We start from the raw sequence: 16,630 nt of genomic DNA, 5'->3' as shown, positions 1-16,630 counted from the left end.
TCGTTTTTATTCAAAATTAAGAAAAATAAATAACGGAGTATTCGGAATCGATTTATGCGACGCTAGTGAAAACAAACGAATAATATTTAAGGTCCACAAGATATAACCTCTCCTGTGGACTTTTTTATAGGAAAATTAGAAACAATTTTGCACTTGAGGTCCTCACTTTTACGCTTGAGGTTCGCACACAAATAAGAATGATCTTAATTTAGAAAACGAGGATTTATAGCCTTTTAAAGCATATTTACTTAAATATGCTTGCAAATTTACCATCCAAGGTTCTCAATTTTGCACTTGAGGTCCTCACTTTTACGCTTGAGGTTCGCACACAAATAAGAATGACCTTTTTCTAGAAAACGAGGATTTATAGCCTTTTAAAGCATATTTACTTAAATATGCTTGCAATTTACCAGCCAAGGTTCTCAATTTTGAACTTGAGGTCCTCACTTTTACGCTTGAGGTTCGCACACAAATAAGAATGACCTTTTTAGAAAACGAGGATTTATAGCCTTTTAAAGCATATTTACCAGCCAAGGTTCTCAATTTTGAACTTGAGGTCCTCACTTTCATCAGAGGATTATGAAAATTATCAAAAAGAAATAATTATGAATTCCAATGGGATAAACTTAATATAAGGTAGGAGGAAATAAGTTGTTAATAGCTGAAATAAAGATTTTTCAAAAACTGTCTAGGATAAAGAAAAGTCCCCTAATCGATTAAGAGACTTTCCCCATCCTCACTGTAGTTAGGAAAGATAGCTCCATCCAAAATGAGTATTTTCAAGGGAAATTTGAAGCAATCCCATTTATTCAAGAATAACTTTGTGGTGGTGAGTTGAATGAGTTCGGATAATTTATTTAAAAAGAATAAGCTAAAAAGAACACTTGCGACAAAACAATTAGCACCTTCCGAACACAAAATTCAACTAGCCTATTCCATTGAAAGCTTTGAGTTATGGTACATCCTGCATTTTGAATTTTTAAATGTAGCGCTTGATCGCAATCAATATATAAATAAATTAAAAAGATATCTTGGGAAATATGAAAAAAATGATCCGAAAGTTTATGATAAAATTCATCAAGCGGGCGGAAGTGAGAAGCAGGCATCCTTCAATTATTGTTAGTTCTTGATTATTCCCAGAACTCCTAGTACCCCGTCAAAGTGTCTTCCATTTGGAACACTATCAACACGGGAGCCTGACATAACAGCTGGAAGTTCATCTTGTTTTCTAGCCATTCTACTTATAACATATCCCGCGCCATCTTCCTTGACTGTAAGTCCAGCTTTCCTCATCCATTGCTTGATCATTTCTTTTGCCATTCTCTCTTAATCAGAATAGCCTAGTCGACATGATCCCATTTCTATAGTTAATCCAATCTTTGCTATATCCAAAAGTCTTGATGCTAGTCTTTTTTCCTTAACTCCCGAATGATCCAAATGAAGATTATAATCTTATAAAAGGAGTTCTTCTATTAACTTATTAACATAAGCCATATCTCCTCCCCAAGAGTTTAATAAAACACTAGAGTCTATTCACATGAGTGTAATTATCCATGAACTTGTTCCGAGAAAAACGGAAATTCCTCCTAAGATGTAAAAAGTCTTGGAAGAGTTTTTATTATGGTGAAATTTCTTAACCTTTGATTTTAGTAAGTAGCGGTTCTGTAATCCCTTTCACTCCAAGAAGCCCCAATACTGTTAAAAGTAATTTCTGTACTCCAAAATACGCATCTGTTGGGTCATAATATTCATTTAACGTATGATATCCACCTGAGTCTCCACCGCCATAAAGGGTGACTGCTGGAATTCCAAGATAAATTGGAATATTTGAATCGGTACTAACTGCACCTGTTAGGGTTGGGTCAATTTCTAATGCTAATGATGCTGCGGCCGATGTTTGTACGATGATTGAATCAGGACTTTGCAAGCCGGCTGGGCGATCCCCTACTTTTACTGCATCTACAGTAATATCATCTAACTGATTCCAGCGTTGATTCTCTTCCTCAGCAGCTAATTTAATAATACTTAGTAATTTCTCTTCTAAATTTACTAACTCTTTCTGACCATTAGAGCGTATATCAACAATCATCTCACATTCTTCAGCGATGGTATTCACGGAAGTTCCCCCGCTGATAACACCAACATTAAAGGTTGTTTTTGGATTAGAAGGGATCTGAATATTTGCGAGTTTACTAATTGCTCTACCCATTGCATTAATAGGGCTTGGTGTTCCAAAGTTGCCGAAACTATGACCACCCGGGCCCCGATAAGTTATTTTATATCTTTTACTGCCAGTTCCAAGATAAGTAATCCGACTAGGTTCTCCAGGTTCAACAGATATAAACCCATCAATATCATCCCTATTTTCGAATAAAGCCTTTACTCCTCGTAAATCCCCAAGCCCTTCCTCTCCAACAGTAGCACCGATAATCAAATCACCTTTTGTTTGTATATTAGCCTGATTCAAGGCTCTTGTAAGGGAAAGAACTGACGCCAATCCTCTCCCATCATCAGCAATGCCAGGCGCAAATATTTTACCATTCATCCTTTTTGCCTTCGTATCTGTTCCTGCAGGAAAAACAGTATCCAAATGAGCACAAATAACTAGTTTCGGACCATCTCCACTACCTGGGCGAACCCCAAATACATTCCCTATTTCATCTATCGTAATACTGTGAATATTAAGATTTTCTAGTTTTTCTTTATAATACAGCCCTCTGTTTTCCTCAAAAAAGGTTGGTGCCTCTATAGCTGTAAGTTCAATTTGCTCGTCAGTAGTATAGTCATTATCATTTTTCAAAAAGGAAAGTCCACTTTCTACTTGGGAGTTGGCAAGCAGTGTTTTATATACTGCTTTAACTGAATCAGAAATAATTGATTTTTCCATAACTTGTTCTTCAAACATTAGCTAATCCTCCAAGCAATCTATTATTTTTTTCTAAGCATGCTTCTAACGGCATTATTTTTACTATCTTTAAATGCGAGATATTGTCTTTGGGATAAAGCGGTTGCCTTTGAATAACCCTATAACTTCCCCTATATCATCAGTAATAAACTTTATTCTTTCACCCCCGGGGGTCATAAAGCTATCTATCGTATAAGGCCTCAAACGGAATAGATTCCTTTGCACCTTCATCTGGATGCCATTATCACACGGTAAGACCTCAGCGTTTTGTCCCTCATCAGATAGATACATACCTATGAAAGAATTTAATTGTTCTTCGGAAATTTTGTATTCTGCAAATTCCCTATCGGTTACATCAGGAAGCTGAAGTCCGTGGTTTAATGATGTAACGGCCAGTTTCTCTGCATCAGCTTCCGCTATATTAATAAGAACAGAAACAGTGATGTCTTGTTCTTTAGCGACCTTAATATGGGAAGAAACGCCCTTAATGCTGCCACCATGCCCAAAAATTCTCATTCCCGAAAGACAATCCACTTTTAAGCCATACCCATAACGGTCACCCGTCGGCATTGTCGCTTGAGCTGAAGTCATCTTTTGTACACTAGCTTTAGAGACAATTCTTTCTCCTTTTACTGTTCCATCAAGGCGGAAAACATCTAAATACTTCATTAAATCAGAACTAGATGTTTTAAGAGACCCATTTGAATAAATATCCCCTACATCCCACCATGCTGGTGAGTGGAAAACAGTATCATCTTCTCTTCTGTATGAATAGAGCTCTGTAACATTCTCTATATTCTTTAGGTCGGATGTTAAGAAAAAGGAACGATTCATCCCTAAAGGCTGTAACGTATTTTTCTGTACATATGTAATGAAGGTCTCTCCACTAGCCCTCTCAATTATTTCTTGAAGTAATGCATAACTTTCATTTGAGTAATTAAACATTGAACCGGGGGGACCAAGTAGTGAATATTCCGCCTCGCTCATAACCCCCATTAATTCTATTACGGTTCTAACCCTTTTATAATTAGATAATAGAGACAATCTATCAGATAGGTACTCTCCGTGCGGATCATCCAAAATACTATTTGCTCTTGCACAGTTAACTGCACTCATCCCTGGTAAACCGCTAGTATGTGAGAGCAAATGATGGACTTTTATTTTTTCCCTAAATTGATTGTTAGGCAGTTTGAGTTCAGGTAACCACCGAATGATTTGATCATCAACTGAGAGCTTTCCTGCATCCTCTAGTTGCATAACGGCTAGAGCCGTTAATGACTTTGTGATAGAAGCAACTCCGAAAACAGTGTCCCCATTGACCGGAAGCTTATTTTCAACATCGCGGTAACCATAATATTTTTCAAAAATTGGATGGCCATTTTGCGACATAATCAAAGCCATCCCAGGAATATTAGCCTGCACACATTTATCATTAAGCACCTTATCAAGTGTGGATACTATCTGTTCTGGTATCATTTTATCTGTATCTCCTTTAAATTAATTGTATAAATGACAAGCAACAAAATGTTGTGGTGACACTTCCCTTTTAACAGGAACCTCTTGTTTACACACATCTTTTACATACGGACAGCGTGTATGAAAAACGCATCCCGAAGGTAAATTAAGAGGAGAGGGAACCTCACCCTTTAGAATAATACGTTCCTTCTTAAACTCTGAATTTGTACGCGGAATGGCTGATAACAAGGCTTCAGTATAAGGATGAAGTGGCTTTGCATATAGGGCCTCCGTTTTTGCTACCTCTACCATATTACCCAAGTACATGACACCTACACGGTCAGAAATATGGCGTACAACACTAAGGTCATGAGAAATGAAAAGGTATGATAGGTTTAATTCGGCCTGTAATCCCTGTAATAAATTGAGGATTTGCGACTGAATAGATACATCAAGAGCAGAAACAGGCTCGTCACAAACAACTATTTTCGGATTGACAATTAATGCTCGAGCCAACCCAATACGCTGTTTTTGTCCACCAGAGAACTCATGTGGGTAACGATAATAATGGTCTACCTGCAATCCAACTTTGTATAAAATATCCATTACCTTTTCGGTACGTTCCTTTTTATTACCAATACCATGAATGATTAAAGGTTCTTCTAAAATTGAACCAATTCTTTTCTTAGGATTTAATGAGGAATATGGATCTTGGAAGACCATTTGTAATTCCTGTCGCATATTATTAAATGACTTCGATGGCAATCTAAAAACATCATTGTTTTTATATATTGCTTTTCCTTCCGTTGGTTCCGTAAGTCGTAAAATTGTTCTTCCTAATGTGCTTTTCCCACACCCAGATTCTCCTACCAACCCAAACGTTTCACCTTCAAACAGTTCAAAAGAAACATCATTGACGGCTTTAACATTTCCTTTTGTCCCTCCTAAAAATCCTAGAGAGCTTTTTACTGGAAAGTGTTTCTTTAATCCTTGGATTTGAAGAATAGGTTGCTTTTCGTTTTTAGTTTGTATTGACATATTCTCCCTCCTTTATTTCGGCAATTTTCTCATAGTGCCAGCATCGAACCTTTTGGTCACCTTTATATTGCTCGAGGTCAGGGGCCTGGTTCCTACATAATTCATCAGCAAACTGGCAACGTGGTGCAAAACGACAGCCCTTAGGTACATTATTTAAAGATGGGACCATTCCCTCGATTGTGAATAACTTCTGTGAACGATCCCCCTCAAGTTGAGGAATAGATTTTATTAATCCTTTCGTGTATGGATGAAGTGGATTTGAGAACAAACTCTTTGTATCAGCCTCTTCAACTATTTGTCCAAGATACATAACGACAACCCTTGTACATATTTCAGATACAACACCCAGGTCGTGGGTGATAAAAATAATCCCCATACCCATTTCTTTATTCATTTGCATGATTAAATCTAAAATCTGAGCTTGTATAGTTACATCTAAAGCAGTTGTGGGCTCATCCGCAATCAATAATTTCGGCTGACAAATTAGAGCGATAGCAATCAAAATGCGTTGTCTCATTCCACCAGATAACTGGTGAGGATATTCATTTATTCTCTTCTCTGGGGATGGAATTCCCGTCATTTTTAACATTTCAATCGCTTTTTTGTAAGCTTCCTTTTTGGAGACCTTTTGATGTAAAAGAATGGTTTCAACAATCTGATCGCCTACCGTATAAACAGGGTCAAGCGCACTCATTGGATCTTGGAATATCATCGAAATTTCATTTCCACGAATTTTTTGCATTCCGTTTTCCGTTAAATTTAATAAGTTTTTACCGTTAAAATTGATTTCACCTTCATATTGAACTGCCTCTTTTTCATCATATAGTTTAAGAATAGATTGAGCAGTAGCACTTTTACCGCATCCTGACTCACCAACTACACCTAATATCTCATTCTCGTTAACGTTAAAGGAAATTCCATCTATTGCTGTGACACGCCCACGTTCAGTATAGAAATGGGTCTTTAATTCTTTTAACTCTAAAGTAGGTTTAGCCATATCGTTCCCCCTCTCAATTATTTCTTCTTTTTACCGCCTTTAATATGCGGATCTAATAAGTCACGTAATCCATCACCTAATAGGTTTAATCCAAGGACTGATAAAACAATCATAATCCCCGAAAAAATAACCATCCAAGGTGTATTAAATATAACCATTTTTCCATCGTATAAAATATTCCCCCAACTTGGATCAGGTGTTGGTACTCCTGCCCCTAAGAAGCTTAGTGATGCTTCATTAATGATGGCATCAGCAAATATAAAAGTAGCCTGTACAATCATTGGGGATAGTATATTCGGTGTAATATGCCGCCATATAATACGAAATGTGCTTGCCCCCTGTGCCCTCATTGCTTCAATATACGTTTCTTCTTTTATTACTAAGGCTGCTGAACGCACAACTCTAGCAATATATGGTGTGAATACAATAGTAAGGGCCAATATGACATTTCCAGTTTTAGGTCCTAATGCCGCCATTAAAGCAATAGCCAATAAGATGCTCGGAAAAGCCATTAAACCATCCATTATTCGCATTAATATACCATCTAAATATCGAAAATAACTTGCACATAACCCAATAACCAATCCAATAATGGATGATATGATGGAGACCGATAACCCAATTCCCATCGAAACTTTCGCTCCATGTACAATTCGAGTAAACAAATCCCGACCATACTCATCTGTTCCCAAAAAATGCTCTGCACTAGGTCCTTGAAGCTTGTTAATTGGTTCCATTTGATATGAGGTATACGGTGTAAACAATGGTCCGAGAAGGGTTAGTGCTATTAGGAAGACTAAAATAATACTTCCTATAACAATAAGCTTATTTGATTGGAACTTTCGGAAGAATAGATTTCGCTGTTCCTTTTTTAAAGTATGTTTTACCTTTGCTCTTTCTATATTTACCTGGCCAATTTCCATCTTCATCCCCCTTATTTCTGTTCTAATCGAACCCTTGGATCAACGAACCCATATAATAAATCCACAACAAAGTTAATGAAAACAAAAGTAACCGTTGCAAACAACACTGTTCCTTGAATAATAGGCAAGTCCCGACGTTCTACTGAATTAATAATCAATTGACCTATTCCTGGGATGTTAAAAATAGTCTCTATTACTACTGCACCGGTAATAAGGCCACCTAAACTTTGTCCAATAACAGTTAATATAGGCAATAGGGCATTTCTTAGCGCATGTTTATATAACACTTGTCTTTCCTTAGAACCCTTGGCTCGTGAAGCTTTTATAAAATCCTTTTTTAATACATCTAACATAGATGATCTCGTCATCCGTGCTAGAAGTGCAGCCTGCATGGCCCCTAAAGCAAATGCTGGCATAATTAGATATTTAAAATAATTCAATAAACCATTATTGAGTGATTGATACCCCGCTACTGGTAACCACTGCAATTTAACGGCAAATATAAGCATCAAAAATAGACCCAACAAAAAACTAGGTACCGATATTCCCAATAATGAAACTCCCATAAATGATTGATCTATTAAGGATCCTCGATGCTTTGCTGCCATAACCCCTATTGGGATAGCAATTAGGATACAAATAACCTGGGCTATTGCAGCAAGAGTCAATGTGGGACCCAGATGGTCAAAAATCGCTTCCATGACGGGTTGCTTCAAAAAATAAGATATTCCTAGGTCCCCCTGAAGTGCGGCTATAATCCAGTTTATGTATTGTTGATATAAAGGAACATTAAGTCCTAATTCCTCTTTTAATCTTTCAATTTGTTCCGTCGATGCCTCTGGGCCAAGCATTACTGTAGCTGGATCCCCTGGAGTTAAATGAATTATAAAAAAAACAATCGTGGAAACAATAAACAATATAGGAATAAGTGAAACAAATCGCTTTAATAAATAAATTCTCAATAAAGACCCTCCCCATTATTTAATAAAGCTGATGCCCCTAAATTTACCTTAAAGTAATGAAGAAGGGCATCAGCTTAGGTATCCAAAGATTATCAGTATCCTTTATTTCCTAAAACATGATTATTTAGAGACCTTTGTATTCCATAATATTGCGCCATTTAGAACGGTGAATCCGTCTACCTTATTCGTTGTAGCTGCAATATGATTGAATTCTCCAATTTGTGTAATTGGTAAATAATCCTCCCATGCTAAACGCTGGGCTTCGTCCCAATATGTCTTTGCTTCTTCCTGAGAGGTAGCACGTTCACTCTTTACTAATAACTCGGAAATTTTCGGATCTGCCCCATAACCTGGTCTATCCACTCCTAAAGTAGAAAGTTGGGAAGGAGATGTAACAAGTGTTATTCCGAAAGTTACCATGTCGTAATTTGATGGGTCTTTCATAAGGCCAGAATAAGAAGCCCAATCAACTGTTTGAAGCTTTATATTCATACCTATTTTTTCCAATTGTTCCTTTATAACTACAGCACCCTTGTATTGATAAGCATCATCACGAGTAGTTAAAAATTTAATTTCTTCGCCATTATATCCAGCTTCTTTCAATAATTCTTTGGCTTTTTCTGGATTTGCTTGATTATACATTTCTTTACCCGCGTCACTATACCATTCAGGTTGGGATTCACTCATATATCCAGAATTCGCTTTGTATAAATCCTCATTACCAAATGCAACTTCTAGAATCTCCTGTGCATTTATTGCAGCATTAACTGCATGTCTCATTTTGTTATCTGCAAAAGCTCCTTGTTTTTTGTTATAGGCTAGGATTGTGTTTCCAATTGGGTAAACATAAACATTTTCATTTTTGCTACTTTTTAATTGTTCATAGTTGTTCGTGTCCATTGCGAGACCGACATCGTATTGTCCTGTTTGCAGGCCCGATAGTCGTGTTGATGGATCGGTAACAATATCAAAGTATAAGTCATCGACTAATGCTTCCTTTTTACCAGCTAATCCATCAGCAGGAGTGTCTACAGATTTATAATCTTCATACTTCTTTAAGTGAATATATTGGTCTTGTTTCCATTCAACATATTGGAATGGTCCAGTTCCAATGAACTCTGTAACACCTTCTGGTTTTGCTGAATCAATAATTTCTTTTGGCATTATTGCCGGGAATTGTTTATGTGTAGCCATTACACCTAATGTTCCTAATGCCGGTTCCTCTAACACCAATTCAACTGTGTATTCATCAACCTCTTTAAATATCGCATTATCACCCATAACATTTCGGGCGGCATCATAAAGTTGTATCCAGCGATTCATAGAAGCTACTACGTCTTCCGCTTTCAGTTCTTTTCCATTTTGAAATGTCACGCCTTTTCTTAGGTTGAAAGTATACAATCTACCATCTTCGCTCATATCCACAGATTCAGCTAACATTGGTACTGGCTGGAATTCTGAATTTAATGTAACAAGTGTCTCGAAGACATGTCTCATGACAATCTTTGTCGGCGATCCCGTAATCATCTGTGGATCAAGTGTAGTTGGCTGTGCCTCCAAGGCAACCCTTAATACATCTTTATATTCTTTAGTTCCAGATGTTTGTGTGCCTTCATTACTGCTGCATCCTGCAAGTGCAAAGGCTAAGATTAACGTTAGCACCAATATCCCAATTTTATTTTTCATTTCGTCTTCTCCTTTTCCTTAATCTCAAATAGTGATTTTCCCGATACCGTTATCAATTTTTATTTCAGTTCCAAATGGTTTAGACAATTCTTGTAACTTTGCTAATATGTTGGTATCATCTGTAAGAGCTGGCCACCCTCTTTGATAGCGTGAAAGCCCGTATCCTAATTCAACCGGATACAGTTCAATTTCACTTAACTTTCCATCCACCATCTTCCACACCGGGACAAAGGACGACCAAATTTTAGGGTTAGTTCCAAATCCCCTGGTCTCATTTTTACTTCGAACATCTAATGCATCCGCAACACTATGTGTATTGGTTAATCCATACTTTTCATAAAAATCAGCTGGCAAGTGGGTAACTGTTTCGTTTTGGAAGATAAAGTTACCTAGGCTATAAAAAATCGGTCTTTCTTTATAAATTTCTATTCCTCGAACAATATGTGGCCCATGGCCAATCACAGAATGGGCCCCTTCATCAATACATCTTCTAGAGAAAGCGGTTAAAAATTCTGCTGGCTGACTTAAATCCTTCCCTTGCATCTCATGGGCATGGATACTAACCAATACATAATCTGCCTGCCGACTAGCCTCCCGGATAGATCTACTGATTCGCTCTAAATCTACTTTGGAAGGAGTAGTACTTTCTCCCTCATGGACACCCTCTTTAAAATAATGTCCGCCAAAGTAAAATAATTCGTCATCTTCCTCCACAATAAACCCATCTTTAACTGACAAATCATACTCAGCATTAATGTTTACAGCTTCAGCAATAGACTTAAGTTGTTTCATTTTTTCGGAAGTAACTGTGTAAATCGTATGATAACGCAAAGGATTTACACCTGGTCTTCCCATCATATCTGGACGTTCATTACCGGCTATCCAGGATTCATGGAAACTCGAGGTAACTGATATCAATGCCACTCTTCCAGAAGCTGTTTCTAAATATCTTGGTTCACTTGCTTTTGCTAAATTTTTGCCCGCTCCTGCATGAATGAATCCATACTGATTTAAACTTCTCTCAGTTGCGTGCAACCCACCAAAAGAGTAGTCCAATGTATGATTGTTTGCCCATGCTACTAAATTAAATCCATAGTCCTTTAGGTCCTCTAAAACGGTTGGTTCAGCAATAGCCCATGTCCCCCCGCTAACAGCACCAGGTTCTCCTTCAAAGTTATGGGTTGTCACCTCTAAATTCGTAAATCGCACATCTGTATTCTTCAAAAGAGAAGACAGTTCTTGAAATGGCCCATCTTTTGAAGGCAGCCGCCTTGTGATAAAACTATCACCTGTCGCAGAAAATACTATTTGTTTATTCAAAATAATCACCCTTTTCAAAGATTAATAAATGGACCCTACTTCAACTTCATTCCCATTTACGCACATTAGCTTCTAAAACAGTTTTAATAGAATACATACTCTAAGATAAAATACTTATTTAATAACCCCCTACTCCCGATTTTGAATTATCAAATTAAAAAGGTATTTCAATACTCCTTGTAGAGGTCTTTGTGCCAAGAAGTCACCATTAAATTTAGGTAATAGTGAGGTTAATACACTACGCAATTTAATATTATTGAATTTTTCAACTCTTTTGAATTCAACTATTATATTAATTAAATTTAGTGTAAACTATTTCGTAAATCAAATTAATCTTTGTAATAATGCTTATAAACAAATTTTATATTAGGGGGATTACTGTGAATACTGAGCAAGTTGAGGCGTTCTTATATGTTGCTATTACGTCAAGTTTTAGCAAAGCTGGAGATATTCTATACACGACACAACCAACAATAAGTTCACGGATTAAATCTTTAGAGAGTTTATTAAATTGCCAGCTCTTTGACAGAGGAAATAGTATTTCGTTAACAGAGGAAGGTGTGGCTTTTCTACCACATGCAAAACAGGTGCTTCATCATTTGCAAGCAGGGAAATACGCAGTTCAACGAAAGAACTTTGAATCGGGTGGTCTGATTGATATTTCGGCAGTTTTTACTGGTGCTATCAACTTGCTCCCGAATTTAATAAAAGAATTTAATATAGATTATCCTGATACGAAAGTAAACGTACGGACAGGACATTCAAATCAAATTTTAGATATGGTGTTAAATAATCAATCGTCCTTCGGCATCTCAAGGTCTATTTATCATCCGAAAATTGAAACGATACATTTATTTAATGATCAAATGGTTCTAGCGATATATCCTGACCATCCTTTCAAATCACAAAAGACCATTACAATAAAGGATTTAACAAACGAAAAATTCATTCAATATGCTAGAAAAACAAAGGATTGGGCTCTTGTTCAAAATGCTTTTGATCGCTTAAATTCTTTACAAAATATTGTTATTGAAATTGATAATATTGAGGTTGCTAAGCAAATGGTTAAAAACAAAATAGGGATTGCTATTTTACCAAGATCGGCTATTAAAGAGGAACTCACAAGAGGCTGCCTTACGGAATTAATAGTATCTGATCTACCAGACATCCAAACGAATTATGATTTAATTTTCCTAAAGGATAAAACCTTTGATAGTATAACTGACACTTTTTTTAATTTTATATTGAAACAAGGCAGTGACTATCCGCAATAATGCTTTGTCAAAATACCAGCTTCGTTAGTTTTAGTGAAAGGTTTCACAATTTCCTTACAATTTGAATTCACTAATATTTTTTGCGAGTTATAGTCCTGCTAATAATAGTCATCCTGAATTATTCATAGAAACTTAAATCAACTAATTTTTCATGGAAAATCAACACGAAACACCTTTCGATTTTTGTTAGTAACTTTTTATGTAGTGTAAGTTTCGCATTCACACATAAGGTAAATATCCATTATCTTACTTGTTGTCATAAAAAGTGCGCACTAAAACGAGGGACTATCATTCTGTTTTTTTCGGATTGTTTTTCAATATATAGGGTTAGCCAAACCGGGGAAGTGCTTGTATTCTTCTGAGTGCTTCAAAAAATTCCTTTTGATAAACACAATGACTGGATAATTTAAAAGTTAGATAGCGTCCGGAACTAATGACTTTCCCTGCTACTTTTATGAATTGTAATCGGATGAATAGGTTACACAATCATTCGTCCTCGTCGTCCCGCCAAATCGCTTGGGCCTTTTTTCTAAGAAGTAGTAGTGCTGCGGCTTCAGCCAATGCCTTCTCCTTCTTTTGAAGATCTTTTTCTAACGCTTTTGCACGTTTCTGCTCTTCTTTTAACTGACCATTCAACTGCTTGGATTGATCAAATACCTGTCCATTTGCTTGAAGACAGACGTTTTTCCATGCTTCAATCTGCTCTCGATATAGCCCTTTTTTGCGGCAATATTCCGCAAACTCCACCTCATTCATCGCAAATGTTTCCATCCCAATTAAAAATTTATCTTGGCTGTTCCATTTGTCGCTTGTTTGTCCATTGCCGGGTGTTGGATTGCCCGCTCTCCGCGCTTCCTTCCGCCACTTATATAGCGTTACCTCGGAAATACCTTCTGCTTTGGAGATTTGAGCTACCGCTTCATTATTCGGTGGCATCATACGTCTAATGATTTCTGTTTTTCGTTCTTGAGTGTAGCGTGTTCCATGTTGTCTTGTCATATCGATCGACCTCCGTGTAGTTTACTTAATCATATCACGTTAGCCACGTACGACATCTATCCTAACAGAGGGTGAAATGTTCAAACTTACTTATAAAAACTAAACTTAAAAACGCAAAAGAAGAATCCATTTTGATCAATCTTTTTTCAAAATGGATTCTTCTTATTAATCGTAAAATAAAGATTTACGAGGTGTTTTCTCAAACTTTATTTCAAAGTTTTACATATATACAAATACAAAGTTTGATTATATATAATCAAACTCAAAACCTCTAAATATAAAGTCTGGTTTTATTTTATTATACTATTTACCCTATATTAATAGAATCATTAGTTGTGCTTTTTATATTAGGATTAAAAGTGTTCACAATAGCAGATAGATTACCCTCCACTCAATAACCTGTAATCACATCTCTTGCATTAGTTTGTAGGTTTAACCCATATTCATTGGTAATACCTTCAACAGAAACGACGTTTAATGTTCCAGTTAGCTTACCGTCTTTTCCTTTGTCTAAAATCGTACCAACAGCCTTGTACTTATCTTTTTGATCGAACGTAAGAGTAAAACCATTTTTCACTGTTTTGATGTACGTTTCTCTTTGGTTATTTGTTAACTTGACCTTTGTTCCATCAGAATCTTTTACAATAATCGAAGCTTGCTTGGAAACATTCACTTGGTCTTGAGCTAGAGTCGAACCATTTTTGTATTTAATGGGAGCTATTGTAAAGGTTATTGCTTCGTTGGCTAGGTTATTATCATCACTTGTTCCTTCACTAATATTCGCAAGTTCAAATGGTCCCTCTATTACCCTTAGTGTCGTTACACCCCAACCAACATAGGCGGGAATGGCCATACCTGCATTTTGTTGAACTAATGAAAAATCCGTCATTGCATTTTGCTCTATGTCTGTAGTAAATGTCCAGGTTCCATTCGATTTCACTTTTGTTTTTCCAAGAGATACTCCTGCATTTTTGAACAAGTATATCTCATAGTTTGGTTGACCTGTGCCAAATAACTCGATTTTATTTCCATCCATGCGATATCCAGATGTTCCAGGTATGGTTGAAAATTTGGAATCTAGGTTCATCGAAGCAACAACTTTATTACTTAAAATGTTGAATGAAGAGGCAGACGAAGGGTTATAGGTTCCATTTACAACGTCTTCTCTGTCCAATGCAGCCTTAAACGAATCAAAAGAGACATAATCCCCTTCATTTCGGAAATTATCGACATTCCCTTTCATATTATATTTTACCCCGTCAGTTGTGACGAAGTAGTTGTTATAACTGTCTATGAAATGCACTGTTTTTTTGGAGATGGTACCTGCTTTGGCAGCTACATAAAAATTCAAAGAACTAGAAGTTTGAGTTTCTATCACTTTGTTTTTCTCCATTTTGTTAAATGAAATGTACTTATCTAGCACTGCTGTATTTAGGTCTTTAGCTGTAAATAAAATCGTAACTGCACCATTTTTATCTGGAGTTACATTAACTGATTTTGCTCCAACCGTATTATTTGCTGCTCCATTCACCGACACTAACTTCAAACCAGCGGGAATATCAACACGAATTGTCGCTTTAGAAGGCTGCCCATTCGAATCATAAAAAATTGCTGCTAAGGCAATCACTTCAGAAGTTTCTTTATGTTGAATTGTTTTATCACCTACATAAATAGGCACAACACTTCCAGGAACAGTAAATCTAACCGTATTTGTTTTATATCTCAACGTATAAGTCGATCCCGGTACTTGATTGGACGTAGTTAAGGTAATCGTTAGCCCATCTTTACTTAATGAAGCGTTCGTTACCGTTAAACCATTATCAATAGTAAATTCAGAAGCTTTGACTGAAGAAATGGACCTGTTAAGTTTAATAGACAAAGTAGTGTTATTTACTATCGAACTTGAGATAATTTGTAATGGCAAAGATGAATTAATACCATTTACCCTAGATTGCAGAGCATTTTCCCATCGTAAGGCATTTGCATTAAGAATTGCTTGAGCTTCATATACTTTACTAGCTGCCTCCGAATAGTTCCCCCTTCTCATATCTGCTTCAGCACTTTTCACTAACATATGAACGGTTACATCATTTTTCAATTCAACGATTAACTTTTCTGCTGGTCCTTTTACTGCATTACGGATTCTATCGCGAGTTGATTGACCATATACACGATCCAACAAAATTGTTTGTTTACGAAATTCTGCTGTCATTTCGTGATACATCTTTTCAACCTGGTCTAAGTTATTAGAGTTAACCGCTTTCGAAAGTGCTGTCGTCTTAGAATGGATTTTCGTACTTGCCGTAATTGCATCAAGATATGCTTGAGCTCGTTGAATTTGAACTTTCGTATCTACCAATTGGGCTTCATACCTCAATTTATCAGAAAAGCTCAGCCCATTTAGAGCTACTTCCACTTTTGCAATTGCCATTTTTGCATTGTTAAATTGTTCCCATGGCTGGGTCACTCCATCTGCAGAACCCTCTACAGAAATTGCCCACTTTAAAACATTTCCTGCATTTTGCACGTCCATCATAAATTGGTCTATATTTGTTGCAGCATACCCTTGTTGACTCGGAGTAGTTGCAGCAATCACAGATAATGCCACCATTGATGAAACTGCAATTTTACTAGTTTTTGCCATAAACTTTCCCTCCCTTTTCCGCTAACAATCTTTGTTAGCATATGTATACATGGAGCAATTTTATGTTTATATGTTTAATGGAAAACAAAAAATCCCTTACCTGAATTTCGATTAAGGGATTGGTGATACAAAATAAGCTGACTGTATTGAGAAAAAGGTTCTGGTATATTTGAACACCCCTTAATCTAAGGTACCAGGTTCTAACACAATTCTAATGAGTTTTGGTGCCAGGCACACAAACGACTCTGACAATATAGTTTGAAAAGCTAGATTGTGAGGCTTTTCTATTTGTATACAGGTTCCTAGTTTTGCTGTCCTCTAGCGTTGAGTCTAGGTGCCAATGTTTCGGCACCAAGGTACCCAGTCAATACTGACAACGCGGTTTAAGAAAACTAGGTGAGAAGTTTAGGGACCGCCTAGCACCAAG

Annotated in this window: 14 protein-coding genes; 2 read left to right on the top strand and 12 right to left on the bottom strand. The window is 36.7% G+C overall.

Annotation, left to right across the window (positions count from 1 at the left end; translation table 11 throughout):
• The first annotated feature begins 838 nt into the window (after positions 1–838).
• A complete protein-coding gene (locus FS486_RS17645) occupies positions 839–1,123 on the top strand; it encodes an RloB domain-containing protein (RefSeq protein WP_144513380.1) in 285 nt (94 codons plus the stop codon).
• Here the strand turns inward: FS486_RS17645 and FS486_RS17640 are convergent.
• The 9 genes from FS486_RS17640 to FS486_RS17600 all read right to left on the bottom strand — a co-directional run bounded on the left by FS486_RS17640 (position 1,120) and on the right by FS486_RS17600 (position 11,286).
• A complete protein-coding gene (locus tag FS486_RS17640) occupies positions 1,120–1,320 on the bottom strand; it encodes a M20 family metallo-hydrolase (RefSeq protein WP_144513378.1) in 201 nt (66 codons plus the stop codon). The genes FS486_RS17645 and FS486_RS17640 overlap by 4 nt on opposite strands.
• 313 nt (positions 1,321–1,633) lie before the next feature.
• Entirely contained in the window at positions 1,634–2,905 is a 1,272-nt protein-coding gene (locus FS486_RS17635) for a M20/M25/M40 family metallo-hydrolase (RefSeq protein WP_260858147.1), read from the bottom strand.
• A gap of 69 nt (positions 2,906–2,974) precedes the next feature.
• Positions 2,975–4,381 carry a serine hydrolase domain-containing protein gene (locus FS486_RS17630; protein WP_144513376.1) on the bottom strand — a complete coding sequence of 469 codons (1,407 nt, stop codon included), beginning with the start codon at positions 4,379–4,381 and terminating at the stop codon, positions 2,975–2,977.
• A 21-nt stretch (positions 4,382–4,402) separates the two neighbouring features.
• The gene (locus FS486_RS17625) at positions 4,403–5,398 is read right to left on the bottom strand and encodes an ABC transporter ATP-binding protein (protein ID WP_144513374.1); all 996 of its coding nucleotides are present in this window, start codon (positions 5,396–5,398) and stop codon (positions 4,403–4,405) included.
• On the bottom strand, positions 5,382–6,395 hold the full coding sequence (locus FS486_RS17620; protein WP_144513372.1) for an ABC transporter ATP-binding protein: 1,014 nt from the start codon (positions 6,393–6,395) through the stop codon (positions 5,382–5,384). Before FS486_RS17620 ends, FS486_RS17625 begins: the two co-directional genes overlap by 17 nt.
• 17 nt (positions 6,396–6,412) lie before the next feature.
• Positions 6,413–7,318, bottom strand: coding sequence for an ABC transporter permease (locus FS486_RS17615; protein ID WP_144513370.1), 906 nt, complete (start codon positions 7,316–7,318; stop codon positions 6,413–6,415).
• A gap of 11 nt (positions 7,319–7,329) precedes the next feature.
• The gene (nikB, locus tag FS486_RS17610; RefSeq protein WP_144513368.1) at positions 7,330–8,280 is read right to left on the bottom strand and encodes a nickel ABC transporter permease; all 951 of its coding nucleotides are present in this window, start codon (positions 8,278–8,280) and stop codon (positions 7,330–7,332) included.
• A gap of 120 nt (positions 8,281–8,400) precedes the next feature.
• Positions 8,401–9,966: an ABC transporter substrate-binding protein gene (locus FS486_RS17605; RefSeq protein WP_144513366.1), complete on the bottom strand. Its 1,566-nt coding sequence runs from the start codon at positions 9,964–9,966 to the stop codon at positions 8,401–8,403.
• A 24-nt stretch (positions 9,967–9,990) separates the two neighbouring features.
• A complete protein-coding gene (locus FS486_RS17600; RefSeq protein WP_144513364.1) occupies positions 9,991–11,286 on the bottom strand; it encodes a CapA family protein in 1,296 nt (431 codons plus the stop codon).
• 380 nt (positions 11,287–11,666) lie between these two features.
• Here FS486_RS17600 and FS486_RS17595 point away from each other — a divergent pair, with 380 nt between their 5' ends.
• On the top strand, positions 11,667–12,560 hold the full coding sequence (locus FS486_RS17595) for a LysR family transcriptional regulator (RefSeq protein WP_186321505.1): 894 nt from the start codon (positions 11,667–11,669) through the stop codon (positions 12,558–12,560).
• Positions 12,561–12,887: 327 nt separating this feature from the next.
• Here the strand turns inward: FS486_RS17595 and FS486_RS20735 are convergent, their stop codons facing one another.
• From FS486_RS20735 to FS486_RS17580, 3 genes are all read right to left on the bottom strand, one after another.
• Positions 12,888–13,046 (bottom strand): transposase, encoded by a 159-nt coding sequence (locus tag FS486_RS20735; protein ID WP_144513360.1) that lies wholly within the window; start codon positions 13,044–13,046, stop codon positions 12,888–12,890.
• Positions 13,047–13,559 carry a transposase gene (locus FS486_RS17585; RefSeq protein WP_144513358.1) on the bottom strand — a complete coding sequence of 171 codons (513 nt, stop codon included), beginning with the start codon at positions 13,557–13,559 and terminating at the stop codon, positions 13,047–13,049.
• A 391-nt stretch (positions 13,560–13,950) separates the two neighbouring features.
• Entirely contained in the window at positions 13,951–16,203 is a 2,253-nt protein-coding gene (locus FS486_RS17580) for a hypothetical protein (RefSeq protein WP_144513356.1), read from the bottom strand.
• Positions 16,204–16,630 lie beyond the last annotated feature (427 nt).

It is taken from the genome of Bacillus sp. FJAT-22090 (genome assembly GCF_007676755.1).
In the GTDB taxonomy this organism is placed as follows: Bacteria; Bacillota; Bacilli; order Bacillales_A; family Planococcaceae; genus Psychrobacillus.
Note: the sequence above shows the minus strand (reverse complement) of the source record. Positions and strands in the feature narration are given on the sequence as shown.

Bases quoted from the DNA above. Each gene is read 5' to 3' on its own strand.
- FS486_RS17640 (WP_144513378.1), bottom strand. From the start codon at position 1,320: ATGGCAAAAGAAATGATCAAGCAATGGATGAGGAAAGCTGGACTTACA.
- FS486_RS17645 (WP_144513380.1), top strand. From the start codon at position 839: ATGAGTTCGGATAATTTATTTAAAAAGAATAAGCTAAAAAGAACACTT.
- FS486_RS17635 (WP_260858147.1), bottom strand. From the start codon at position 2,905: ATGTTTGAAGAACAAGTTATGGAAAAATCAATTATTTCTGATTCAGTT.
- FS486_RS17585 (WP_144513358.1), bottom strand. From the start codon at position 13,559: ATGACAAGACAACATGGAACACGCTACACTCAAGAACGAAAAACAGAA.
- FS486_RS17580 (WP_144513356.1), bottom strand. From the start codon at position 16,203: ATGGCAAAAACTAGTAAAATTGCAGTTTCATCAATGGTGGCATTATCT.
- FS486_RS17625 (WP_144513374.1), bottom strand. From the start codon at position 5,398: ATGTCAATACAAACTAAAAACGAAAAGCAACCTATTCTTCAAATCCAA.
- FS486_RS17605 (WP_144513366.1), bottom strand. From the start codon at position 9,966: ATGAAAAATAAAATTGGGATATTGGTGCTAACGTTAATCTTAGCCTTT.
- FS486_RS17620 (WP_144513372.1), bottom strand. From the start codon at position 6,395: ATGGCTAAACCTACTTTAGAGTTAAAAGAATTAAAGACCCATTTCTAT.
- FS486_RS17630 (WP_144513376.1), bottom strand. From the start codon at position 4,381: ATGATACCAGAACAGATAGTATCCACACTTGATAAGGTGCTTAATGAT.
- FS486_RS17615 (WP_144513370.1), bottom strand. From the start codon at position 7,318: ATGGAAATTGGCCAGGTAAATATAGAAAGAGCAAAGGTAAAACATACT.